The sequence below is a fragment of the Streptomyces sp. NPDC023573 genome (assembly GCF_055559735.1).
The window spans coordinates 430,071-452,257 of sequence record NZ_JBVHKB010000005.1; the positions used below are offsets into that span (position 1 = coordinate 430,071).

Annotated in this window: 18 protein-coding genes and 1 tRNA gene; 4 read left to right on the top strand and 15 right to left on the bottom strand. The window is 70.7% G+C overall.

Features of this window, described 5'->3' with window-relative positions; translation table 11 throughout:
* Window positions 1–4: 4 nt before the first annotated feature.
* The 4 genes from ACZ32T_RS18970 to ACZ32T_RS18985 form a co-directional block, all read right to left on the bottom strand.
* Entirely contained in the window at window positions 5–1,315 is a 1,311-nt protein-coding gene (locus ACZ32T_RS18970) for a homoserine dehydrogenase (RefSeq protein WP_467266076.1), read from the bottom strand.
* Window positions 1,316–1,410: 95 nt separating this feature from the next.
* Window positions 1,411–2,802 (bottom strand): diaminopimelate decarboxylase, encoded by a 1,392-nt coding sequence (gene lysA, locus ACZ32T_RS18975; RefSeq protein WP_467266078.1) that lies wholly within the window; start codon window positions 2,800–2,802, stop codon window positions 1,411–1,413.
* Between the two features lie 27 nt (window positions 2,803–2,829).
* On the bottom strand, window positions 2,830–3,891 hold the full coding sequence (gene nrtL, locus ACZ32T_RS18980; protein WP_467367871.1) for an ArgS-related anticodon-binding protein NrtL: 1,062 nt from the start codon (window positions 3,889–3,891) through the stop codon (window positions 2,830–2,832).
* Window positions 3,892–3,970: 79 nt separating this feature from the next.
* Window positions 3,971–4,384 (bottom strand): response regulator, encoded by a 414-nt coding sequence (locus ACZ32T_RS18985; protein WP_467266082.1) that lies wholly within the window; start codon window positions 4,382–4,384, stop codon window positions 3,971–3,973.
* A 196-nt stretch (window positions 4,385–4,580) separates the two neighbouring features.
* On the opposite strand from ACZ32T_RS18985, the gene ACZ32T_RS18990 reads away from it, so the two are divergent.
* Together ACZ32T_RS18990 and ACZ32T_RS18995 are read left to right on the top strand one after the other, a co-directional pair.
* Window positions 4,581–4,652: transfer RNA gene (locus ACZ32T_RS18990), tRNA-Arg, on the top strand.
* A 500-nt stretch (window positions 4,653–5,152) separates the two neighbouring features.
* Window positions 5,153–6,961 carry an ABC transporter permease/substrate binding protein gene (locus tag ACZ32T_RS18995; protein ID WP_467367873.1) on the top strand — a complete coding sequence of 603 codons (1,809 nt, stop codon included), beginning with the start codon at window positions 5,153–5,155 and terminating at the stop codon, window positions 6,959–6,961.
* An 80-nt stretch (window positions 6,962–7,041) separates the two neighbouring features.
* Here the strand turns inward: ACZ32T_RS18995 and ACZ32T_RS19000 are convergent, their stop codons facing one another.
* The 10 genes from ACZ32T_RS19000 to ACZ32T_RS19045 all read right to left on the bottom strand — a co-directional run bounded on the left by ACZ32T_RS19000 (window position 7,042) and on the right by ACZ32T_RS19045 (window position 18,033).
* Window positions 7,042–7,917: a TauD/TfdA dioxygenase family protein gene (locus ACZ32T_RS19000; RefSeq protein ID WP_467266257.1), complete on the bottom strand. Its 876-nt coding sequence runs from the start codon at window positions 7,915–7,917 to the stop codon at window positions 7,042–7,044.
* Window positions 7,918–8,271: 354 nt separating this feature from the next.
* Window positions 8,272–8,412 carry a hypothetical protein gene (locus ACZ32T_RS19005; RefSeq protein WP_467367875.1) on the bottom strand — a complete coding sequence of 47 codons (141 nt, stop codon included), beginning with the start codon at window positions 8,410–8,412 and terminating at the stop codon, window positions 8,272–8,274.
* A 455-nt stretch (window positions 8,413–8,867) separates the two neighbouring features.
* The gene (locus tag ACZ32T_RS19010) at window positions 8,868–10,724 is read right to left on the bottom strand and encodes a GmrSD restriction endonuclease domain-containing protein (protein WP_467266088.1); all 1,857 of its coding nucleotides are present in this window, start codon (window positions 10,722–10,724) and stop codon (window positions 8,868–8,870) included.
* Window positions 10,725–10,926: 202 nt separating this feature from the next.
* Window positions 10,927–11,349, bottom strand: a complete 423-nt coding sequence (locus tag ACZ32T_RS19015) for a 3'-5' exonuclease (RefSeq protein WP_467266090.1) — start codon at window positions 11,347–11,349, stop codon at window positions 10,927–10,929.
* Between the two features lie 937 nt (window positions 11,350–12,286).
* On the bottom strand, window positions 12,287–13,018 hold the full coding sequence (locus ACZ32T_RS19020) for a DUF7873 family protein (protein WP_467367877.1): 732 nt from the start codon (window positions 13,016–13,018) through the stop codon (window positions 12,287–12,289).
* Window positions 13,019–13,093: 75 nt separating this feature from the next.
* Window positions 13,094–13,636, bottom strand: coding sequence for a DUF488 domain-containing protein (locus ACZ32T_RS19025; RefSeq protein WP_467367879.1), 543 nt, complete (start codon window positions 13,634–13,636; stop codon window positions 13,094–13,096).
* 53 nt (window positions 13,637–13,689) lie between these two features.
* Window positions 13,690–14,337 carry a formylglycine-generating enzyme family protein gene (locus ACZ32T_RS19030; protein WP_467368047.1) on the bottom strand — a complete coding sequence of 216 codons (648 nt, stop codon included), beginning with the start codon at window positions 14,335–14,337 and terminating at the stop codon, window positions 13,690–13,692.
* A gap of 51 nt (window positions 14,338–14,388) precedes the next feature.
* On the bottom strand, window positions 14,389–15,348 hold the full coding sequence (locus ACZ32T_RS19035; RefSeq protein ID WP_467367881.1) for a D-2-hydroxyacid dehydrogenase family protein: 960 nt from the start codon (window positions 15,346–15,348) through the stop codon (window positions 14,389–14,391).
* Window positions 15,349–15,422: 74 nt separating this feature from the next.
* Window positions 15,423–16,580, bottom strand: a complete 1,158-nt coding sequence (locus ACZ32T_RS19040) for a nuclease-related domain-containing protein (protein WP_467367884.1) — start codon at window positions 16,578–16,580, stop codon at window positions 15,423–15,425.
* 157 nt (window positions 16,581–16,737) lie between these two features.
* Window positions 16,738–18,033, bottom strand: a complete 1,296-nt coding sequence (locus tag ACZ32T_RS19045) for a serine hydroxymethyltransferase (protein WP_467367886.1) — start codon at window positions 18,031–18,033, stop codon at window positions 16,738–16,740.
* 338 nt (window positions 18,034–18,371) lie between these two features.
* On the opposite strand from ACZ32T_RS19045, the gene ACZ32T_RS19050 reads away from it, so the two are divergent.
* Window positions 18,372–20,012 (top strand): tetratricopeptide repeat protein, encoded by a 1,641-nt coding sequence (locus ACZ32T_RS19050; RefSeq protein WP_467367887.1) that lies wholly within the window; start codon window positions 18,372–18,374, stop codon window positions 20,010–20,012.
* A 32-nt stretch (window positions 20,013–20,044) separates the two neighbouring features.
* Here ACZ32T_RS19050 and ku read toward each other — a convergent pair whose 3' ends face one another.
* Window positions 20,045–21,097, bottom strand: a complete 1,053-nt coding sequence (ku, locus tag ACZ32T_RS19055) for a non-homologous end joining protein Ku (protein ID WP_467367889.1) — start codon at window positions 21,095–21,097, stop codon at window positions 20,045–20,047.
* A gap of 59 nt (window positions 21,098–21,156) precedes the next feature.
* Between ku and ligD the strand changes: the two genes are divergently transcribed.
* Complete coding sequence (ligD, locus tag ACZ32T_RS19060; RefSeq protein WP_467266106.1) at window positions 21,157–22,050, top strand: non-homologous end-joining DNA ligase; 894 nt, start codon at window positions 21,157–21,159, stop codon at window positions 22,048–22,050.
* Window positions 22,051–22,187: the final 137 nt, after the last annotated feature.

Sequence of the window (22,187 nt, forward strand, 5' to 3'; positions counted from 1 at the left end):
GTCCTTACTCCCCTTCAACACGCATGATGCTGGCGACACCGCGCACGGTGTCCAGCTTGCGCAGCGCTTCGACGGTCCCGGAGAGGGCGGCGTCGGGCGCGCGGTGGGTGACGACGACGAGGGAGGCCTCGCCGCCGGTTTCCTGACTGTCCGGCCGGCTCTGCTGGCGGACCGTATCGATGGATACGCCCTGTTCGGCGAAGACCGTCGCGACCTGGGCGAGTACGCCAGGCTTGTCGGCCACGTCGAGACTGATGTGGTAACGCGTGACGACGTCGCCCATGGGGCTGACCGGCAGACGCGTGTACGCGGACTCACCGGGACCGGTGGTCTCCCCGATGATGTTGCGGCAGACGGCGACGAGGTCGCCCAGGACCGCGGACGCGGTCGGGGCGCCGCCGGCGCCGGGGCCGTAGAACATCAGCTGTCCGGCCGCCTCGGCCTCGACGAAGACCGCGTTGTACGCCTCGCGGACGGAGGCCAGCGGGTGGCTGAGCGGGATCATCGCGGGGTGCACGCGGGCGGTGACGGAATTGCCGTCGGCGGCGCGCTCGCAGATGGCGAGGAGCTTGACGGTGCAGCCCATGCGCCGGGCGGAGGCGATGTCGGCGGCGGTCACCTCGGTGATGCCCTCGCGGTGCACCTCGCCGATCCGCACCCGGGTGTGGAAGGCGATCCCTGCGAGGATCGCGGCCTTCGCGGCGGCGTCGAAGCCCTCCACGTCGGCGGTCGGGTCGGCCTCGGCGTACCCGAGTGCGGTGGCCTCGTCGAGCGCCTCGGAGTAACCGGCGCCGCTCGTGTCCATCCGGTCGAGGATGAAGTTGGTCGTGCCGTTGACGATGCCGAGCACCCGGTTGACCTTGTCCCCCGCGAGGGACTCCCGCAGCGGCCGTACGAGCGGGATGGCGCCGGCCACGGCCGCCTCGTAGTAGAGGTCCCGGCCGTTCTTCTCGGCGGCCGCGTGGAGCGCCGAGCCGTCCTCGGCGAGCAGCGCCTTGTTGGCGGAGACGACGCCCGCGCCGTGCTCGAAGGCGGTCGTGATGAGCGTACGGGCGGGCTCGATGCCCCCGATGACCTCGATGACGACGTCGATGTCGCCCCGTTTGACCAGGGCGGTCGCATCGGTGGTGATCAGCGCGGGGTCGATGCCCTCCCGCACCTTGGAGGGCCGGCGGACGGCGACGCCGGCGAGCTCGACCGGCGCGCCGATGCGCGCGGCGAGGTCGTCGGCGTGCGTCGTCATGATGCGCGCCACCTCTGAGCCGACCACTCCACAGCCCAGCAGCGCCACCTTCAGCGGACGCGTACGCATCATCCGACCTCGTTTCTCATACTTCAGATGTGTTGACCAGTCTCACTCACCGGACGGGGGATTCTGCCACCCGTCCGGATTTTGAGATGTGAATTTCATCAGCCGACATCGAGACGCAGAAGATCTTCCTCCGTCTCGCGCCGGACGACGACCCTGGCCTGTCCGTCGCGCACGGCGACGACGGGCGGGCGCAGGGCGTGGTTGTAGTTGCTCGCCATGGAGCGGCAGTACGCCCCGGTGGCCGGCACCGCGATGAGGTCACCCGGGGCCAGGTCGGACGGCAGGAAGGCGTCCTTGACCACGATGTCACCACTCTCGCAGTGCTTGCCGACGACGCGTACGAGCATGGGTTCGGCCTCGGAGCTGCGGGACACCAGCGCGACGCTGTACTCGGCGTCGTACAGCGCGGTGCGGATGTTGTCCGACATCCCGCCGTCGACGCTCACGTACGTCCGCAGGCCTTCCAGGGGCTTGATGGTGCCGACCTCGTACAGGGTGAACGCGGTGGGGCCGACGATCGCGCGGCCCGGCTCGACGGAGATGCGCGGGGTCCGCAGACCCGCGGACTCGCACTCCCGGGTCACGATGTCGCTGAGCGACTTGGCGATCTCGTGCGGCTCACGGGGATCGTCCTCGGAGGTGTACGCGATCCCGAGGCCGCCGCCGAGGTCGATCTCGGGGAGCTCGACACCGTGCTCGTCGCGGATCTCGGCGAGCAGCTGCACGACGCGCCGCGCGGAGACCTCGAAGCCTGCCATGTCGAAGATCTGCGAACCGATGTGCGAGTGGATGCCGATGAGCTCCAGGCCGTCCAGGGTGAGCGCCCTGCGGACCGCCTCGGCCGCCTGTCCGCCGGCCAGCGCGATGCCGAACTTCTGGTCCTCGTGCGCGGTGGCGATGAACTCGTGGGTGTGGGCCTCGACGCCGACCGTGACGCGGATCTGGACGCGCTGGCGGACGCCGAGCCGCTGGGCGATGTGCGAGACGCGGACGATCTCCTGGAAGGAGTCGAGCACGATCCGTCCGACGCCCGCCTCGACGGCCCGCTCGATCTCGGTGACGGTCTTGTTGTTGCCGTGGAAGGCGATGCGCTCGGCGGGCATCCCGGCGTCCAGCGCGGTGGCCAGCTCGCCGCCGGAGCACACGTCGAGGTTCAGCCCTTCCTCCTGGAGCCACCGCACCACGGCGCGCGAGAGGAAGGCCTTGCCGGCGTAGAAGACGTCGGCGTCCGCCCCGAAGGCGTCGGCCCAGGCGCGGCAGCGCGCCCGGAAGTCGGACTCGTCCAGGAAGTACGCGGGCGTGCCGAACTCCTCGGCGAGCCGGGCGACCTCGATCCCGCCGACGGTGAGCGCACCGTCCGCGTCACGGGTGACGGTGCGGGACCAGACCTTCGGGTCCAGCTCGTTGAGGTCGGTGGCCGGGGCGGTGTAGTGGCCTTCGGGGAGGACGTCGGCGTGACGGGGCCCGGCGGGGTGTGCGGATCGGCTCATCGTTCTGCTCTGCTCTCTCAGGTCTCTTCAGAGGTGTCGGGGCGCACTGATGCCGAGCACGAACAGGCCGCCTGCGAGCACCGTCCCGGCGGCTTCGGCAAGGGCCAGCCGGGAGCGGTGGGCGGCCGAGGGTTTCTCGTCGCCGACGGGGAGCGTCGGGCAGGCGTCGTGGAAGTCGAAGAAGGCGTGCGCCACCGTTTCGAGGTGCCGGGCGACCCGGTCCGGCGCCTGGTGGCGCGCGGCCGAGGCGAGCACGCCGGGGTGGTCGGCGAGCGCGGCGTGCAGCGCGGGCGCGTCGACGTCGTCCTCGTACCCGGCGGTGAAACCGAGCCGCTCCGCCTCGCGGGTGAGCGCGCGGGAGCGGGCGTGGGCGTAACGCACCAGGAACAGCGGATTGGCCTCCCCCTGGACGAGGAGATCGTCACCCAGGGGTGCGTGGTCGTGGGCGGCGGGCCGCTGGAGCCCCCAGAGCGCGGCCTCGCGTCCGAGCCGGTCCAGCAGCGCCCCGGCGGTGGCGGAGGCGGGGACGGGGCGGATCTCGGTGCTCTCCTCGGCCCCGTACCGCGGGCCGGCCGTGACTCCCAGTTCCTCCCAGCGGGGGTCGGGCTCACCGGTGCAGCCGACGATCACCTGACCTCCCTGGGTGCGCAGGAGGCGAGCCACGCTCCGGGCTACGACGGCGGCCCTGACCTCGCGGGGGTGGTGGAGCCGGTGGAGGCGGCCGGCCTGCGTGGTGACCCGCCCGTACCGGCGGCCCAGCTCGCGGACCTCGACGACGCGGGCGGCGCGGGCCTCGGCGCCGGTGGCGGCGTCGAGCGTGAAGTTCAGGAAGCCGGGCCCGGTGATATCCACCCGTCCGATCCCGGGGGCGCCGGCGACCCGGTCCCGCAGCAGCGCGGCGACCTCCCGCGCCGGGAGCGCGGCGGGTCCGGCCAGCTGGAGGGCGACGGCACAGGCGTAGTCGCCGCTGCCGCCGGGCCGTGTCCGCTCCACCCGCACACGCGCGGGCACCGGCGCGCGCAGGGCGTCCTCGTCGACCGCGCGGCGCACAGCGTGCAGCACGGTCCGGGAGAGATCTGCGGGGGTCACGGGACAAGCGTATGGGAGGAAGGGGGGCACTCCGCCAACCGGTTTCGCCATACGGGCAGCCACCTTGCGGGGCACACCCTCAGCCGGCCGCGCTCCCGGCCGTCCCGGCGCCCCGCCTGCCGTCGAACGGCGCAGGTTCCTGCCGGCTCACGAGCCGTCGCACCATGCGCACCAGCTCGCTCGGCTCGAAGGGCTTCGCCAGGAACGCGTCGACCCCGGCGGCCACCCCCGAGTCCACCTCGTAGGGCGTGCAGGCGCTGATGACGGCGAGGGGCAGGTGCCCGGTCCGCGGGTCGGCGCGCAGCCGGGCCGCGGTCTGGATTCCGTCGAGCCGGGGCATCACCACGTCCAGGGTGATCACGTCCGGGCAGACCTCGTGCACCAGGTCCAGGCACTCGGCGCCATCGGCCGCGGTCACGACCTCGAAGCCCTCCAGCTCGAGATTGACCCTGATCAGCTGCCGGATGACCTTGTTGTCGTCCACAACAAGCACGCGGCCGTACGCCCCTGACACCCTTCGAGGGTAGGTCGGGCGGAGGAGCTGCGTCCGGGTTTTGCCCACTTCCGCCCTCGCGGGGGGCCGGGGCGCCCGCCTTGCGCGGGTGGCGCCGACGCGTGAACAACCCGTTCCCGGACACCCCGCCGGAGCTGGTAGGGTTTCACTCGTCGCCGCCAAGCGCAGCGACATCGCCCCCGTAGCTCAGGGGATAGAGCATCGGCCTCCGGAGCCGGGTGCGCAGGTTCGAATCCTGCCGGGGGCACTTTCCGGAAGACCTTCTGATCAGTGGAGACGCTGAACAGGGGGTCTTTTTCATGTCCGCTCCTGCGAGCAAGGCGCCGTAGATCCCTGGATGCGTGTGGGACGGGTCCCGGCTGCCGACGAAAGCTTCGCCGATCGGTTTGTCTTCCTGATCATGGGGTAGCCGCTGCCCGAATCACCCTGTCCGGGCGCGGACGCCCTTCAGGCAGCCGGCGCGGACGGCACGGCAGCATGCCAGGACCCGGCTGCCAGGACACATGACCGCCCGGCCGAGGCGCCGTCACGGCCACGCGCCGCGCGCATCCGAACGTCCCACACCGCCGAGGGGCTGGGCGGCGCCATGTCTCTTTCGCCGGGGCCCAGGCCGACGCGAAAGGCACACGTGACCACGCTGACAACAGAGCCCCCGGGCAGGTACGGGGCATTCGGTGGAGGAGCCGGGCGGACCGTACACGGGCCCGGCCCTGCCGGAGCTGACCGGCGCGACGAAGGCGGACAGCCGTGATCAGGCTCGAGATAGGCGGCGGCGTCAACAGCACCGTCGAGTTCCTGGAAGCCCGGCTGCCCTGGCTCTTCGACTCCCTGCACTCCGTCGGCCAAGGCTTGTACAACGGCGTGTACTTCGTCATGTCGGGCCCCGACGCGCTGGTGATGGGGGCGATGCTCGCGCTGATCGCCTGGTGGCTGCGGGGCGTGGTGCCGGCCCTCCTCGCGTCCGCGGGCTTCTTCCTGATCAACTCGATCGAGTTGTGGGAAAAGGCGATGCAGACGCTGTCGCTTCTCGTCGTGGCGGCGGCGATCACCATGGTGATCGCCGTCCCTCTCGGCATCTGGGCGGCCCGGAACAAGTCGGTGAGTTCGGCCCTCCGGCCGGTGCTCGACTTCATGCAGACGATGCCGGCCTTCGTCTACCTGGTCCCCGGCATCACCTTCTTCGGGGTGGGCGTGGTGCCCGGCATCGTCGCCACCATCATCTTCGCGATGCCGCCGGGCATCCGGATGACGGAGCTCGGCGTCCGGCAGGTGGACGAGGAGCTGGTGGAGGCCGCGGAAGCGTTCGGAGCCCCTCCGCGTGCCATTCTGCTGCGCGTCCAGCTGCCGCTGGCCCTGCCGACCATCATGGCCGGCATCAACCAGATCATCATGCTCTCCCTGTCCATGGTCGTCATCGCGGGCATGGTCGGTGCCGACGGTCTGGGTACCGTCGTCTTCCAGGCCATCAGCTCGGTGGACATCGGCCTCGGCTTCGAGGCGGGTCTCGCGGTGGTCATCCTCGCCATGTATCTCGACCGCATGACCGGTGCGCTGAACCAGCGCATCTCACCTCTCGGCCGCCGCGCACTGGCCAGGGCGGCCTCTCTCCGGGCGGGGAAGGTCCTGCGGTGGAGGCCCAACACGGCGTTCGCGGGTATAGGTGTGCTGGTCCTCGCGCTGCTCGCCGGTGGCCTGCAGTTCGTCTCCGGTCCGGACGACGACGGCCGGGACGTGGACGAGAAGAACCTGGGGAAGGAGGCAGGCGCGGCTCCCAGCATCGGCTACTTCCCGTGGGACGAGGACGTGGCCGTCACCTACCTGTGGAAGAACGTTCTGGAGCGGCGCGGATACGAGCCCAGCATCCACCAGTACGACGTCGGGTCGATGTTCACCGCGATGGCCGGCGGACAGGTCGATGTGGAGTTCGACGCCTGGCTCCCCAACGCTCAGAAGCAGTACTGGGACAAGTACAAGGACGACCTGGTCGACATCGGCCCGTGGTACGACGAGACCACGCTGGAGGTGTCGGTGCCCAGCTATGTCAAGGGCATCGACTCGATGGCGGACCTCAAGGGCAGGTCGGAGGAGTTCGGCGGCAGGATCATCGGCATCGAGCCCGGAACCGGCCAGATGAACCTGCTCAAGAACGAGGTGCTGCCCGGCTACGGGCTCGACAAGGAGTACAAGGTCACCGACGGCAGCTCCCCCAGCATGATCCTGGAGCTGCAGCGTTCGCTGCGCAAGCGCGAACCGGTGGCGGTCGTCCTGTGGTCGCCGCACTGGGCGTACAGCAAGTACGAGTTGACCAAGCTCAAGGACCCCAAGAAGTTGTGGGGCGACGTGAACGAGATCCGCTCGCTCGGCCACAAGTCGTTCCCGGGGAAGTTCCCCGAGTTCCACGGCTGGCTCAAGGACTGGCACATGTCGGAGGAGCGGCTCGGGGACCTGGAGGCGGCCATCCAGGACGAGGGCACCGGCCATGAGGAAGCGGCCGTGGAGAAGTGGATCGCCGAGAACCCGGGCGTGGTCGACGAGATGGCGCCGCTCTCCCCCTGACCGGGACGTACGGTGACGACCCGGCGGGCGCGGAGACGCGCCCGCCGTCCGGCGGCCGCCGGTCTCCGCCCGCCGGTCGCTCAGAAGGGGCGGTCCCCCGCGATGGCGACGCGCTCGGCGACCCGCGGGTGCGGGCCGTAGTCGTTCACGGCGTAGTGCTGGGTCGCCCGGTTGTCCCAGAAGGCGATGTCGCCCTGCTGCCAGCGGAATCGCACCTGGTACTCGGGTACGTGCGCCTGCTGGAAAAGGAAGCGCAGCAGGCGGTCGCTCTCCGCCCGGTCGATACCGACGATCCGGGTCGTGAACGAGGTGTTGACGAACAGCATCCGCCGCCCCGACTCAGGGTGCGTGCGTACGACCGGATGCTCGACCGGCGGGAACGCCTCCTGGTGGGGGGCGAGTTCCTCGGGCCGGTGGAAGCGTGCGAAACCGGGGACGAAGTCGTGGACGGCGCTCGCCCCGTCGATGCGGTCCTTCACCTCCTGGGGCAGGTTGTCGTACGCGGCAGCCATGTCCGCCCACATGGTGTCGCCTCCCAGCGGTGGCACTTCGCGCAGTTGCAGGACGGCGCCGAGAGCCGGACGCTCGCGGAAGGTGACGTCCGTGTGCCATACGTTCTCGAACGTCTTCGGCGCCCCGGCCGACTTGTCGAAGCGGACGACGTCCTCGCTGTCTCCCCTGGCCAGCAACGGGTTCACCTCCAACTCGCCCCAGTGGCGGGCGAAGTCGCGCTGGGCGGCCGAGGTGAGGTTCTGCCCCCGGAAGAAGAGCACCTTCCACTCCAGCAGAGCACGGTTCAGCTCTTCGCGCAGGACCGGCTCCAACGGCCGGGAGAGGTCGAGGCCGTGGATCTCCGCGCCGATCGTGCGGCCCTGGGGGACGACGCCGAAGAGGGTGTACGGGCTCGCCGTCGCATCGGCCGGCAGCCGTTCCAGGACGCGGTGCCCTTCGTACATGCCGTCCTGCGGTATGCGTGCCTCACGCAGGACGGGTGGGGTGGAGGAGGGCTGGTCGCCGTTCGTGGCGGTCGCGTTCGGGGAAGCAATCGTGGTCATACGGTTCCTCCTTGGCGGAGAGCGAGCCGCCGTGGGCTCCGGTGGGCGGGGCGGGCGCCCGAAGGGACGGGTGGGGCCCGCGACAGCGGCCGAGGCCTCCGGCGGTGCGATGAGGTGGCCGTTCACGCCCGCGCCGCGCGCCTGCCGGGCAGGTGCGGGACACGGTGGGACCGTGAAGGGCCTGGGAGGGACAACACCGGTGTTACCGGGTATTCGGCTTCGTCGCGCGAGGCGGACGGGCGGAATGACGTCCGGTCAGCGCGCGTGGACGCCGATGCGCACGGGCGGCGAGCCGATACGGCCGCGGCGGCGCAGACAGGTGGTGGACCGTGGAGCACACTCGCCGCGAGGCCCCGTCATCGGCAGGGCGACGGAGGTCAGCGAGTAGGGGGTCATGTCCCGCATTGTGTGCCGCCCCCGCCGACCCGGTCAACCCCGCCCTGAGGTACCGGCATTCCTCCTCCGGGTACCCGGCGGCAGCTGGCACGCACTTCTTGATCTGGCCCGGACGTGGCGGAGCCCGGGAGCCGTATCCAGCTCCCGGGCCCCTGGCCCCCCGGGGGTGCCGCCCAATTGCGCTTGCCGACCCCGTCCAAGAGCGCGGATCAGTCGTCATACCGTCGCGTTCCGGCTTCGACGAAAGCAACGTGGGCGGGACAGCCGCAACAGCGGCTCGCTAGGCCTCGGCCGGTCGACGACCGGTATGCACTAGGGATGGACCGGAAGCCCGGCGGCACTCCGAACTCCATGACCGCCGGTGGTCAAACGGGTCCATGCCTGGGCTGAGCAGGGCGCATCCGGTGATGACGGACGGCCGCCCCATCCTTGGCGTCAGGCCACGTATCGGGGAGTCACGACTCCACGGGAACCGGGACGTCGGCGTGAAACCCGTTTTCCGCAGCCTGGATGGCCTCACCGGGCCGCTGCCCCGGAATGTGATCGTCGACCACAGGCTTGCCCATCGCCGTGGCGATGTGTTCCTGGAGAACCTTCCGCCGCTCCTCGAAGAAGGCGTCGAAATCGTCGGCCCGCATCAGCCCGGGGTCCGCGAGGTGTGTCCTGATACGCCGCTCCACGCTCTCCGGGCTGGTCTCGGCCGCCTTGGCGAGCCGCTGCAGATAGTCGGACGGTGCGTGGCCGCCGATGACCCGGTTGGTCCGTGCCGTCAGGGGAGCCTTGTTGACGATGGAGTTGTAGACGGAGCGCTCGTGTCCGTTCTTCTGGCACCACGCCTGCGGGAAGATGTGGTGGATGTCCATCGCCTCGTCGAAGTAGACGCTCACCTCCGCCTTCTCCCCCGTACGCCAGTCCGCGGCACCCGCCTTGAGCAGGAGCGCGTAAATGCCCTTGTAGGCGGCGCTCTGCCTGGTCCGCAGGGTCAGCAGCCGGCTCGCCGCGAACTGCGCCTGGGTGACCGTACGAGGTTCTTGCGTCGATCCGCGGATCCAGTCGACGACATCGGGGAGATCGAGGTTGAACCGGGTCTCGGTCGTGCCGCCGTACAGCTCGCCGAACACCCCGCACCAGTACCAGCGGGCCAGCTTCTCCTGTGCACCCGCGGTCTCCGCGTCCTTGCCGGCGAGGGCGAAGATCGCGGCGAGGGGGATGAGCTGCGTGCCGTACGGCAGGAATCGGGTATCGAAGACGAACTGCTGGCGCAGGAATTTGGCGGCGGCCTTGAAGCCGGCGACGACATCGGGGGCGTACCGCCTGTAGTCCTCCAGGCTCAGCACGAGCATCTCCTTGCGCTTGCACCCGATGCGCGGCAGCCGCTCCTCGTCCGTGCCCGCCTCTTCCTCCCGGCGCCGCCGCTCGGCAGTGGCGAGGAGAGTGACCGCCTGGAGGAAGTCGGTGTTGGAGACGTCCTTCAGGAGGGCGTATTCGGACGCTTCCCAGGCGGAACGGCACTCGTGCCAGTGCCGCCGCAGATCGAACTCGTCGGCGGCGTACGTCGCCGTCAGCAACTCGAAGACGGTGAGGGTGACTCCTCCCGTGTTGACCTTCTCGAAGACCTGGCAGACCGCCTGACGTGGGGTGCCCATGCCGAGTTCGATGACCGGGAAGTGGTAGAGGTCGAATGACTTGATGAAGCTGTCCCGGAAGCGGTACCAGAGCTCCATCGCATCCGGTGCGAAACTGCAGTGGCGGGCGAAGCCGTCGCCCCATGAGTTGTCGAAGAGACTCTGCAGCGGGAAGACGCGGTGCTGGTACTCCAACTCCTTTGTCGAGTAGTCCTCCAGGACCTCGCCCCGGAAGTTGATCACCTTGCGCGCGGGCGGGATGAAGCGGATCGCCTCCTCCCGGTCCTCGTTCTCGTCGATCGCCTTGACCATGTCGACGTAGAACCAGCCGCTCACCCGGCGTTTGCGCTCGTCCTGGGTCTCCACCGGGCTGTTCATCGCGAGCGACTGGAACAGCGAGGTGAGCCGCTGCTGGCCATCCAGAATCAGCGACTCCGGTTGCACCTGCCCACTCGGGGCCGCTCCCTCGATCGGCCTGTACTTGAACCGGACATCCCCACCGCCCTTGAGCAGCATCACGGTCCCGATCGGGTAGTTGAGGGACACCGAGGCCAGCAGACTCGCGATGTTGGGCCAAGGCCAGACCCAGCCACGCTGGAACTCGGGCAACTGGATCTTCCCCGCCTCGACCTGACCCAACAGATCCCGCAAGGGCCGCTTGTCGATGCTGAAAGTCTCTGTCGCCACATCTTCTCCTTGTGCAGCACAACACGTGCGTCGGCGCTCGCTCGTCGGGGGCGGGGGCGGCGCGCTCGAGATTCGCCCGGCTTCGGCCCCGTCGGCCACCGGCTTATGACTTACATCTCCCACCCTGCCTGAGCCTCAGCGCTTCGGCCTCCTTCTTGGTCATTTTGCACCTGGAGCCGTGACTGTCCTGGGAGTGCAGGACTCAGCGTCCAGGAAGCAGCGGTGCCAGGAAGCGGCTCGGCTCACCGTGCCAGGTGATGGCGAGTGCGTCACGGGCCCGGGTGGCAGCGACGAAGAGCAACGACCGCGCCCGGTGCAGTTCACGCCGGTGGCGGCTCGGATCAGTGCGTTCCCATGCGTTCACGGAGGTGCGGGGGACGAGCCCCTCGGCCACTCCGGCGATGACCAGGCAGCGGTACTCCAGCCCCTTGAACCGGTCCATCGTGCCGATGTGAACGCCTTGGTCGTTCCGCGGCCCGTCCTGCGTGATCTCGGTCGGGGTGATGCCGCGGCGGGCGAGCCGGTCCGCGAGCTGAGTGACCATGTCGTTCGTAGGAACACAGATCGCCGTCGACTCGCGGGGGACGTCGTGCCGGGCACGTAGTTGGTCGACGACGAGGTCCATCTCTTCGTCCCAGCTGCGTGCGCCCTGCAGGGAGGGGCTCGAACCCTGAAGGACCGAGCGGTAGCCCGCGATCGTTTCGGCGCCGCCGTCGAGGTCGTCGTACTCCCCCTCGTCCAGGACCGGCGACGAACGGCCCGTACACGGTGCGCATGCTGTCCACCTCGGAGCGGAACCGCGCCCGGGTGTCCTCGTCGAGCACGGAGACCTTGATGACCTTCACGGCCGCCTGATGACCGGCTGCGGACTCACCGAGATACACCTGGCCCATGCCACCGGCCCCGATCCGGCACACCAGGGCGTACCCGCCGACCGTCTTCGGGTCGTCGTCCCGCAACGGCTCCACGCGCCGCACCTCCCCCACGTGACCGGTGTGCGCCGCCCTGATACGCGTGCGCCCCGGACTCGCCGAGTTTAGGCGACGGCCGGTGCGAAGGGCCCGCTCAGGGGCATGCCACTCGCGTCCCACCGCCGGCCGCCCCCGGACGCGGCGGAGCCCGGGAGTCGTATCCAGCTCCCGGGCCCCTGGGGTTGCCACCCAATTGCGCTTGCCAGCGCCGTTTAAGAGTGCGGATCAGTCGTCATACCGTTGCGTTCTGCCTTTGAACTACCGCGCCGCGTAGAGGCGCAGGCCGGATTCGAACCAGCATTCAACGGTGTTCGTCCGTACTCGGTCGATCTGGCAATCGGCGGCGATACTGAAGCTGGAGCGAGAGTCTGAGATTGATCGCGGCTGCCTCTGCCATGTTGGGCCACCCCGGCAGGTGGTGCCGGGGGGAGGACTCGAACCTCCACCGTTACCGCGTCTTCAGGCTGAACGTTCAGTTTCAGCTTGCGCTCGTCACACGGGGCGGACCTCAATTCCGCCTCGTGCAGGGTGCGCAGCCCCCACGGCATTGGCGCGGGGGCGTTCTTGGGGTGTGCCGCCTGGTGTGCGAAGTCAGCCGAACAGGTAGCCGAACACCGCGTCCCCGACCCTCCGGTCGGTGACCTCGGCGCCGTTGGCCTCCTCGCGCGCGAACTTCACCGCGTGCTGGAGCTTCTCCACGCGGTCCAGCAGCTCGTTCACCCGTCGCGCCGGAAGCGCTCCGGAGAACTTCACGGTCGTCCAGTACCCGATCGGCACGTCCTCGTAGTACACGTCGACCTGCGCCGGGTGCTTGTCGGTCGCCTCGGCCTTGACGTGGTTGCGCGGGACCTTCTTCGTCCGGATCGTGCGGACGGGGTCCGTCTTCCACAGGTCGGTCGAGGGGTCCTGCGACCAGGACTCGGCGGCGTCCAGGACCGGAAGCTTCTTCACGAAGGTGTGGAGGTCGGTGAGCTGCTTCTCCAGGAAGAGCAGGTAGCTGACCGGCACTTCACTGACGACCGTACGCCCGTCCACGGTGACGTCCGCGCGGGCCGAGCAGTTGGCCCAGTCCTTAGTCGCGGTCACGTCGAACAGCCGGGTCAGCGACGCGGACATCTCACGCAGCGCCTCCTCGGCCTTGATCTGCACCCGCGCGGACTCGGGCGGAAGCTGCTCGCCCTCTTCGTCCTTCGGCTGGTACGTGCGCGAGATGCCTGCCAGCAGCGCCGGTTTCTGCACCTTGTGGTGGGCCGCGGTGATGTCCTGGAGCGACTTGCTCTTGACACCCTTCTCCACGGCGATGATCTGGTTGAGCTTGGTCACTTCGCCCCCTTCGAGTGACAGAAACGTACCGCACCTGAACTCGATCACCCGTACGGTTTCTCGGCGGGGCAGGGTCTACCTCGCCGGGTACGTCACCCGGCCGCGCCCGTCGACCCGTGGCTCCGCGCCCCAGGCACCCAGCTCGTGGACGCGGGGCTCGCCGGAGCCGGCGCCCATGATGTGCCGGACCGTCCAGCCGCGGGCGGTGAGCGTGTTCGCGATCAGCAGGCGGTGGCAGCGCCACGGCACCGGCTCTCCGCACATCACGGCGACACGTCCGTGCTCCGCGAGAGCGGTCAGCCGGGTGATGCCGTCCTCGTACGCCGGCAGGAGCGTGTAGTCGGCGTAGTTCTTGAAGCTCGGGTTGTGCCAGCCCGCGTTGACGGCGGGGTCCACGTCCTGCTTGCGCCGCCGGCCACCGAGCTCGTCCAGATACACGTAGTCGATCCCGGCCCGCTCCAGCCACTCGCGCATCACGTCGCGGGAGAACTGCGGACTCCGGCGCGAACCGGGGTGCGCCCGGACGTCGGCCAGCACGTCGATGCGCTGGGCTTCCAGCAGGCTGGTGAATGTCTCCTGGGAGCACGTCCAGTGCCCGATCGTCCAGATCTCATCCACGCGGACATGATGCACCGGGCGCTCCCGACGGCCGGGGCGACATGCGGAGGACGTCAGCGCACGCTGCGGGCCAGCCGGAGGCCGAGGTCGTCGATCGCGAACGTGGGGTGGCTGCGGCGGCGCACCGTGGCGCCGCAGCCGCGCTCCGGTTCGGCCCAGCCTCCGCCCCGGAAGGTGCGGTACTCGCCGTAGACCTCCTCGTCGTAGAGGTCCCAGCACCACTCCCAGACGTTGCCCAGCATGTCGTGCAGGCCCCAGGGGTTCGCGGACCTGCCGCCGACGTCATGCGCCCGGTCGCCGGAGTTGCCGTCGTACCAGGCGATGGCGTCGATGTCGCCGTAGCGGTATCCCGGGGTCCCCGCCTTGCAGGCGTACTGCCACTCCGCCTCGGTGGGCAGGCGGTAGCCGTCGGAGGCCGGGTCTCGGGTCACCTCGCCGGTGCGGGCGTCCCGGGAGTAGACCGGGTCCAGTCCGGCCCGGGCCGAGAACCTGTTGCACACGTCGATCGCGTCGAGCCAGCTGACGTTCGTCACGGGCCGGGCGCCGGGCGTGCCGGGATCGTGGCCCGTACCCGTGACGGCACGGTACTGCTCGACGGTGACGGGGTGGCGGCCGAGCAGAAACGGCTCGATCTCCTCCTGCCAGCGCGCGCCGCGGCGGTCGTCTCGGAGATCCACGGTGCCGGCCGGTATGCGGACCATGCCGGGGAAGCTTTCGTCGGCGGTGGGCGTGTGCACGCGGTGGGACTCCCGTCAGGCGAGGATGCGCACGGGCGCACCGTCGAGGTAGGCGCGGATGTCCTCGACCGCGTCCCCGTAGTATGCCGCGTAGTTGGCCTGTGACACATAGCCAAGGTGTGGTGTCGCCAGGAGGCGCGGTGCGCTGCGCATCGGGTGGTCCGCCGGGAGCGGCTCGACGTCGAACACGTCTACGCCCGCGCCCGCGACGGCCCCCCGGCGCAGTACGTCGAGCAGCGCGTCCTGGTCGACGATCGCCGCCCGCGAGGTGTTGACCAGGAAGCTCCCGGGCCGCATCAGCCCCAGCTCCTTCGCTCCCAGCAGCCCACGTGTGCGCTCGCTCAGCACCAGGTGGACAGTAACGAAGTCGCTGGTCTCCAGCAGCTCCTCCTTGGATGCCGCGAGAACGGCCCCGGCCTCCTCGGCCCGCTCCGCGGTCAGGTTCTCGCTCCAGGCCACCACCTCCATGCCGAAGGCGCGGCCGACGGCGGCGACCCGGCTGCCGATCTTGCCGAGTCCGAGGACGCCGAGCCTGCGCCCGTGCAGATCGGTTCCTACGGTGGACTGCCAGGGGCCTCCGTCACGCAGGGAGTTGGCCTCGGTCACGAGGCCGCGCGCAAGGCCGAGCAGCAGCGCCCAGGTCAGCTCGACGGGCGGGGTCGCCGTGCTGGCGGTGCCGCAGACGGTGACGCCGTGGCGTTCGGCCGCGGCGTGGTCGATGGAGGTGTTGCGCATGCCGGAGGCGACGATCAGGCGGAGCCGGGGCAGCCGCTCGATCAGCGTCGCGGGGAAAGGAACACGCTCCCGAAGGGTGACGACCATGTCGAAGTCGGCCAGGCGGGCGGCGAGTTCGTCCTCCGTCGCGCAGTGCTCGGCGAAGCTGACCACGTCGATGTCGTCGGCGACGGGTGACCAGTCGGTGGCGGTGGCCGCCACCGACTGGTAGTCGTCGAGCACGGCACAGCGGAGCTTCATGGCGGCTTCCCCTTCGGCGCTACGGGTACTGGCACTACGGCAGCACCGGGGAATCTACCGGCCGCGTCCCGGGCTCACGCGTCCGGCCAGGCCTCCCTGTTCCGCGCGACGTCGTAGACCCTCTCCACCTGGGTGGGGGTGAACACGCCCGTCAGCGGGGCGAGGACGGACAGCTGGCGCTCCCGGCAGACGCGGACGCCGGCCGGCGTGGAGGCCACCTCCAGCGCCGTGACGCCGGTGAACACCAGCACGGTGTGCACGGGCACGTCGAAGGCGCAGTACGCCTCCAGCGCGGCCCGTGCCCGCCGGGCGCCGGGCCGGCCGTCGAGCTCGTACGGCTGCGGGGTGCCGTCGCCGATGCGCAGGGTGCCCTCTCCGATCCGCACCGATGCCCCGGGACGGTGATCGGTGCTCACGGCGAACACACCGCCGGGCCCGATGAGCAGGTGCCCGATCTCCGTGCCGTCCGGCAGCGGTACGGAGTGCAGGACCCTCCAGCCGTGCCGGGTCAGCCGCTTGAGCTCCGCCCCGACCCGCCGCTCCCCGGCGAGTGCACCGCGCCGCGGGTCCCCGTCCTTGTGCCGCCGCAGAGCCCCGGTGGCGGCACGCACGAGCGCGCCGGTCCCGGATTCACCGAGCTGCTCGCGGAGTCGGGCGCCCGGCCGGCGCGACGCCAGGTCGGTCGCGGGTGTCAGCGCGGGAAGGACGGCCGGCCTCCGGCGCCGCTCCTGCGCAGGCACCACCTCCGGCACAGGCACCGCTTCCGGCACAGGCACCGCTTGCGACACAGGCACCGCATCGGGCACAGCCGCCACGTCCGGCACAGGCGCCACGTCCGGCACAGGCGCCACGTCCGGCACAGGCGCCGCCTCCGGCGCGGGCGCCGCCTCCGGCGCGGGCGCCACGTCCACCGCGGGCGCCGGTCCCCGCACGGGCGGCGCCTCCTGCGCGGCCCCCCGCTTCCGCATCCCCCGCATCGGCGGGATCCGCGGGACCGGAGGCGGCGCGGGACGGGTCCGGGGCCCGGCCGGGACCTCCTCGCCGACGAGCGCCGGCAGGTCCGGGACCTGGCGTGCGAGCGCGTCTGTCACGGCGTCGCGGTAGCGCGGGTGCAGGACGGTGATCGTGCCGCTGCCCCGGTCCGCCCACCCGATCGCGGTGCCGTCCGGCAGGTTCACATAGAGCCGGTCGTGCCCGAAGAGCTGCCATGACGTGACCTTGAGATCCTGCATCGTGCCCCCTCTGTTCACTCCGCCGACGTCCTTGCCTCCCCAGCCTGTACGGCGGGCCGGCCCCCGCACAGGGCGCAGAGCGGGCGCGCGGAGTCGGGAGCACGGCGTTCCGGAGCAGTCGGGGCCCTGTGTGCCCCGGACTGCTCCGGCGCCCCGGTCAGGCCGGAGGGAGACCCGGTGCCGGATAGGCCTCCATCATGGTCCGCACTTCGTCCCTGACCTTGGAAACGGTCGTTTCGTCACCTGTACGAGCGGCATCGACCACAAGATCGATCCACTGTGCGACCGCCCCCATCTCGGAGGCCGGAATCCCCCGGGACGTCAGGGCGGGCGTGCCGATCCGGATGCCGGACGGGTCGAAGGGCTTACGGGGGTCGTACGGAACGGTGTTGTAGTTGACGACGATCCCGGCCCGGTCGAGCGCCTTGGCCGCGATCTTCCCGGAGACGCCCTTGCCCGTGAGGTCGGCCAGCAGCAGATGGTTGTCCGTACCGCCGGAGACGAGGTCGAAGCCGCGTGCCGCGAGTTCCTCGCCCAGCGCACGGGCGTTGGCGACGACCTGGTGGGCGTAGGCCGCGAAGTCCGCCCCGGCCGCCTCCTTCAGCGCGACGGCGATGGCGGCGGTCGTCTGGTTGTGCGGGCCGCCCTGGAGGCCGGGGAAGACGGCACGGTCGACGGCCTTGGCGTGCTCGGCCCGGGTCAGCAGCATCGCCCCGCGCGGCCCGCGCAGGGTCTTGTGGGTGGTCGTCGAGACCACGTCGGCGTACGGGGCGGGCGAGGGGTGCGCACCTCCGGCGATCAGTCCCGCGATATGGGCGACGTCGGCCACCAGCACCGCGCCGACCTCGCGGGCGATCTCCGCGAAGCCGGCGAAGTCGATCACGCGGGGCACGGCGGTGCCGCCGCAGAAGATCAGCTTGGGCCGCTCGGCACGCGCCAGGTCGCGTACCTCGTCCAGGTCGACGCGTCCGGTGTCGCGCCGCACGCCGTAGCGCACACCCCGGAACCACGTGCCGGTGGCCGAGACGCCCCAGCCATGGGTGAGGTGGCCGCCCATCGGCAGCGACATCCCGAGGACGGTGTCGCCGGGCTCCAGGAACGCCAGGTAGACGGCGAGGTTGGCCGGGGAGCCGGAGTAGGGCTGGACGTTGGCGTGGTCCATCCCGAACAGCGCCTTGGCCCGCTCCACGGCGAGGGTCTCCACCTGGTCGATGACCTGCTGGCCCTCGTAGTAGCGCTTACCGGGGTAGCCCTCGGAGTACTTGTTCTGCAGGACGGTGCCGGAGGCCTCCAGCACGGCGGCGGACACGTAGTTCTCGCTGGGGATCAGGCGCAGGGTGTCCGCCTGGAGCCGTTCCTCGGCGTCCACCAGGGCGGCGAGTTCCGGGTCGGCCACCGCCAGGGCGGGGCGTGTCGGAGCGGGGCGGCGGGCATCGGACGGCTGTACGGCCACGGGTTTCCTCCCGGGTCGGTCGCACGGGGCGACGCGGACCCGGACTGCCCAGGCGGACGGCCTCCGGCGATGACTCCCCGGGACATGCCCGGGGTGTGCCGCTCCCTCGTGGTCGATTCCACGGAGCACCCTTCCGGGTACGCGCCAGTCGCGGCACTCGGCACCTTACTGCGCGGCGGTGCGTTCCGACAGCGTGCGCGCCGGTCGCGGCATCCCGGACCATACCGGCGCCAACATCCGCAAGAACGCGTGAACGGGCACGAAACTGGGCAGCTTCCCGGGGACCTGACGGGGTTCGGCGGTGGGGGGCCGTGATGGAGTCACGTGATCAGTCGGACATGTCCGAGCCAAGACCCGGGGCCGGGCCGGAGCCGGGACCGGAGCAGACGTGGGGTGCCGGCCGGCCTCCACCGCCTCCCGCCCGGCCTCCGGCAGCCGGCCCACCGCTCCCGGGGGCGGCGCTGCGGTCCGTCGCCGCCGGACTGCTCAGCCTCTCCGGCCTGGGACTCGGCCACGTCCTGCTGCGCCGCTGGGGCCGGGCGGCGGTGAGCTGGGCCGCGACGGGCGTCCTGCTGCTCGTCGCGCTGCCCGCGGACCCGGGCGGGGTGCCCGCCGCCCTCGTCGCCGCCTATCTCGTGCTGCTCGTCCTCGCCGGAGCCGACGCGGCCCGCATCGCCCAGCGCGCGGACTTCGGCCGGTGGCCCCGGCCCGCCCTGGCAGCGGTGCTCGGGCTGCTCCTGCTGGCCGTCCCGCTCACCGGAACGGTGGCCTACGGCTCCGCGCGGGACGAGGCCGTGGAGCAGGAGCTGCTGGACCGTCTGGAGGAAGGCGACGATCTGGTCGCGAAGGCGGCGAAGAGCTCGTTCGTCCTCTCCGGGCCCGACTACCGCTACGCGCTCACGCTCTACCGGGAACTGGTCGAGGACCACCCCGGATCGCGCGCCGCCGCCCGCGTACCCGGGCGCCTGAGGAGCTATTACGAGGCCGTCGCCACGCCGTACCGCGCGAAGAAGCACTGCGAGGCGGTCGAGGCGCTGACCTATCTGCGCACACTCCCCGACACGGTGGACCGGAAGCTGCTCGGCGGTCTCGCCGGCTGGCCCGACACCCCCCTCGCGGAGTCGCTGTACGGATGCGGCGTCTCCCGCCTGGCGGACACGGGGCCTGATTCCGGCAGCAAGGAGCTGGGCACACTGCTGCGCACGTTCCCCGAGTCCTCGCAGGCCGGACAGGTGGGCCCGGCGGTCAGCCGGACGATACGACAGCAGCTCTCCGGCTTGAAGGGCTCCGAGCCCTGCGCCGTGACCGATCAGCTGCGGCGGACGAGCGCCCTGGTCGCGGAGCTCCCCGAGACCTCCGTGCCCTCCCTGGGACGGCAGGCCGACGCGGGCGTACGGGACGGGGTGTACTCCTGCGGCGTGGACGAGTTCAAGGACAAGAGGTTCGCCGAGGCCCGGCAGACCCTGACGGACTTCGCGGACACCTACGAGGAGGACGGGCGCGGGCGGCACGCCCGGGACATCGCCACGGCGGCCGAGATAGCCGAGGTCCGGCCCTCGGCCGGCAGAAGACTGCCCGGAAGCGGCAAGCCGGGTGGCGTCCGCATGGAACTCGTCATCAGCAACGGCGCCCCCAACGACGTCGAGGTGCTTTACACGGGGCCGGTCACCGGCACGCTGAAGCTGAAGGCCTGCGACGACTGCGAGCGGTTCAGCAGCGAGGCCACCGGCGCCGCAGGCGCCTGCGGGGCGAGCGGCACGTCGTACCCCAAGTCGCGACTGCGGCTCCCGGCGGGCGACTACCACTTCCTGTACAAGCACGGCTCGGGGGCGACGGCGGCCGCCGACAGTTACGCCTCCGGATCCACCGTCACGCCAGGATATTCGTATACCAGCTGCACCTACGTGATCGAGAGGGACCCGTACGGACTGGACCTGCCCACGCTGCCGGATTCACTGAAGCCGGCGTCCGCGCGCTGAGGACAGCGCACCTCGGTCGGCACGGTGACGCGTCAGGCCGAGGAGCGCTTCCGCGTGCCGGGGGATGTCTTCTTCGTTGCGGACTTCTTCGCCGCCGACTTCTTGGCGGTCGGCTTCTCTGCGGTCGGCTTCTCTGCGGTCTTCTTCTCTGCGGTCTTCTTCCCTGCGGTCTTCTTCGGGGCCGCCTTCTTCGGTGCCGCCTTCTTGGAAGAGGAGGCCCCCTTCGAGGACGTCCCGGCCCTCTTCGCGCCGCCGCCCCGGCCGGAGCCGATGTGGTGGACGTCGGCGTCCTTGCTGTCGCCGTCCTCCCCGTGCGACTCCTTCGCCGCCCGCACGCTGTTCTCCAGCGCCGCCATCAGGTCGATCACCTTGCCCTCGGGCTTCTCCGCAGCCTCCTCCGCCACGGGCTCGCCGGCCGCCTTCGCCGCGACCAGTTCCTCGACCGCCTCGCGGTAGTCGTCGTGGAGCGTGTCCATGTCGGCGTCGCCGAGGGTGTTCATCAGCGCGTCCGCCAGGTCCAGTTCCGCGTCGCGCACCTTGACGCCGGTCTCCGGGGCCACGCCTTCCGGCGCGCGGATCTCGTCCGGCCACAGGAGGCCGTGCATCGCGATCACGTCGCCGGAGACCCGCAGCATGCCGAGCCGCTCCCGCCCCCGCAGGGCGTACTTCGCGACGGCGACCTTGCCGCTGCGCCTGAGGGCCTCGCGCAGCAGGGCGTACGGCTTGGCGGCGGGCACACCGTTGGCCGAGAGGTAGTAGGCCGAGTCCAGCTGGAGGGGGTCGACGGCCGAGGACGGCACGAATCCCTCGATCTCGATCGTCTTGGCGGTGGGGAGCGGCAGCGAGGCCAGGTCCTCGTCGGTCACGGGGATCACCGTGCCGTCGGCGTCCTCGTACGCCTTGACGGTCTCGGAGGCCGGCACCTCCTCCTCGTCCAGCTCGCAGACCTTGCGGTAGCGGATCCGGCCGCCGTCCTCGACGTGGATCTGCCGGAAGGAGATCGCGTGGTTCTCCGTGGCGTTCATGAGCTTGACCGGGATGCTGACCAGACCGAACGAGATGGAGCCGTTCCAGATGGACCTCACCGTTCACCCCTTACGCCCGCCACGACCGCATTCATGCGATTTCATGTGATTCTTATCGTATGACGCCGATCACAGAGGTGGAGGGGCGGCGCCTGGCGCTCAGCAATCTCGACAAGGTGCTGTACCCGGCCACCGGTACGACCAAGGGCGAGGTGCTGCACTACTACGCGGCCACGGCGGCGGACGCGATGCTGCCGCACCTGCGCGACCGCCCGCTGTCCTTCCTGCGGTATCCGGACGGGCCGGAGGGGCTGCGCTTCTTCACCAAGAATCCGCCGCCCGGTACGCCCGACTGGGTGCGTACGGCCCCGGTCCCCCGCAGCGACGACCCCGGTGCCCGGCAGGTGCTCGCCCAGGACCTTCCTTCGCTGATGTGGGCGGCCAACCTGGTGGTGGAGTTCCACACCCATCAGTGGCGGCAGGACGCCCCGGCCGTGGCCGACCGGATGGTGTTCGACCTGGACCCAGGACCGCCCGCGGGCGTCGTCGAGTGCTGCGCGGTCGCCCTCTGGCTGCGGGAGCGGCTGGCGGAGGACGGGCTGTCCTCGTACGGGAAGACCTCGGGCTCGAAGGGACTGCATCTGCTCGTCCCTCTGGAACCCACCCCCTCCGAGGAGGTGACGGCGTACGCGAGGAGACTGGCGGTGGAGGCGCAGGGGGCGCTGCCCGACCTGGCCGTGCACCGGATGACGCGCGCGCTGCGGCCGGGGAAGGTGTTCGTGGATTTCAGCCAGAACGCCGCCGCGAAGACCACCGCGGCGCCGTACACCCTGCGGGCGAAGGGCAGCCCGACCGTCTCCGCACCCGTCACCTGGGACGAGATCGAGGCCTGCGGGGCGCCGGGCGATCTCCTCTTCCTCGCCGGCGACATGACCGAGCGGCTGGAGAGGCACGGGGATCTGCTCGCTCCGCTGACCGATCCCGGGCAGGCCCGGCCCCTGCCGGAGGACTGAGGGCAGCGGAGGGTACAGGCCGCGCACAGCGCTCTCACAGCCCGGGGCGGGCGAGCCAAGGAAAGGCCGCAAGTGGAGGGTGGATCGGCCTGGGCGTGGTGCACACTCGGCGCAGACGCTGCTGTGCGGGCACGGCT

Bases quoted from the DNA above. Each gene is read 5' to 3' on its own strand.
- ACZ32T_RS19035 (WP_467367881.1), bottom strand. From the start codon at position 15,348: ATGAAGCTCCGCTGTGCCGTGCTCGACGACTACCAGTCGGTGGCGGCC.
- ACZ32T_RS19000 (WP_467266257.1), bottom strand. From the start codon at position 7,917: ATGTACGAAGGGCACCGCGTCCTGGAACGGCTGCCGGCCGATGCGACG.
- ligD (WP_467266106.1), top strand. From the start codon at position 21,157: ATGACGCCGATCACAGAGGTGGAGGGGCGGCGCCTGGCGCTCAGCAAT.
- ACZ32T_RS19050 (WP_467367887.1), top strand. From the start codon at position 18,372: ATGTCCGAGCCAAGACCCGGGGCCGGGCCGGAGCCGGGACCGGAGCAG.
- ACZ32T_RS19005 (WP_467367875.1), bottom strand. From the start codon at position 8,412: ATGACCCCCTACTCGCTGACCTCCGTCGCCCTGCCGATGACGGGGCCT.
- ACZ32T_RS19040 (WP_467367884.1), bottom strand. From the start codon at position 16,580: ATGCAGGATCTCAAGGTCACGTCATGGCAGCTCTTCGGGCACGACCGG.
- ACZ32T_RS19030 (WP_467368047.1), bottom strand. From the start codon at position 14,337: ATGGTCCGCATACCGGCCGGCACCGTGGATCTCCGAGACGACCGCCGC.
- ACZ32T_RS18970 (WP_467266076.1), bottom strand. From the start codon at position 1,315: ATGATGCGTACGCGTCCGCTGAAGGTGGCGCTGCTGGGCTGTGGAGTG.
- lysA (WP_467266078.1), bottom strand. From the start codon at position 2,802: ATGAGCCGATCCGCACACCCCGCCGGGCCCCGTCACGCCGACGTCCTC.
- ACZ32T_RS19015 (WP_467266090.1), bottom strand. From the start codon at position 11,349: ATGGACCTCGTCGTCGACCAACTACGTGCCCGGCACGACGTCCCCCGC.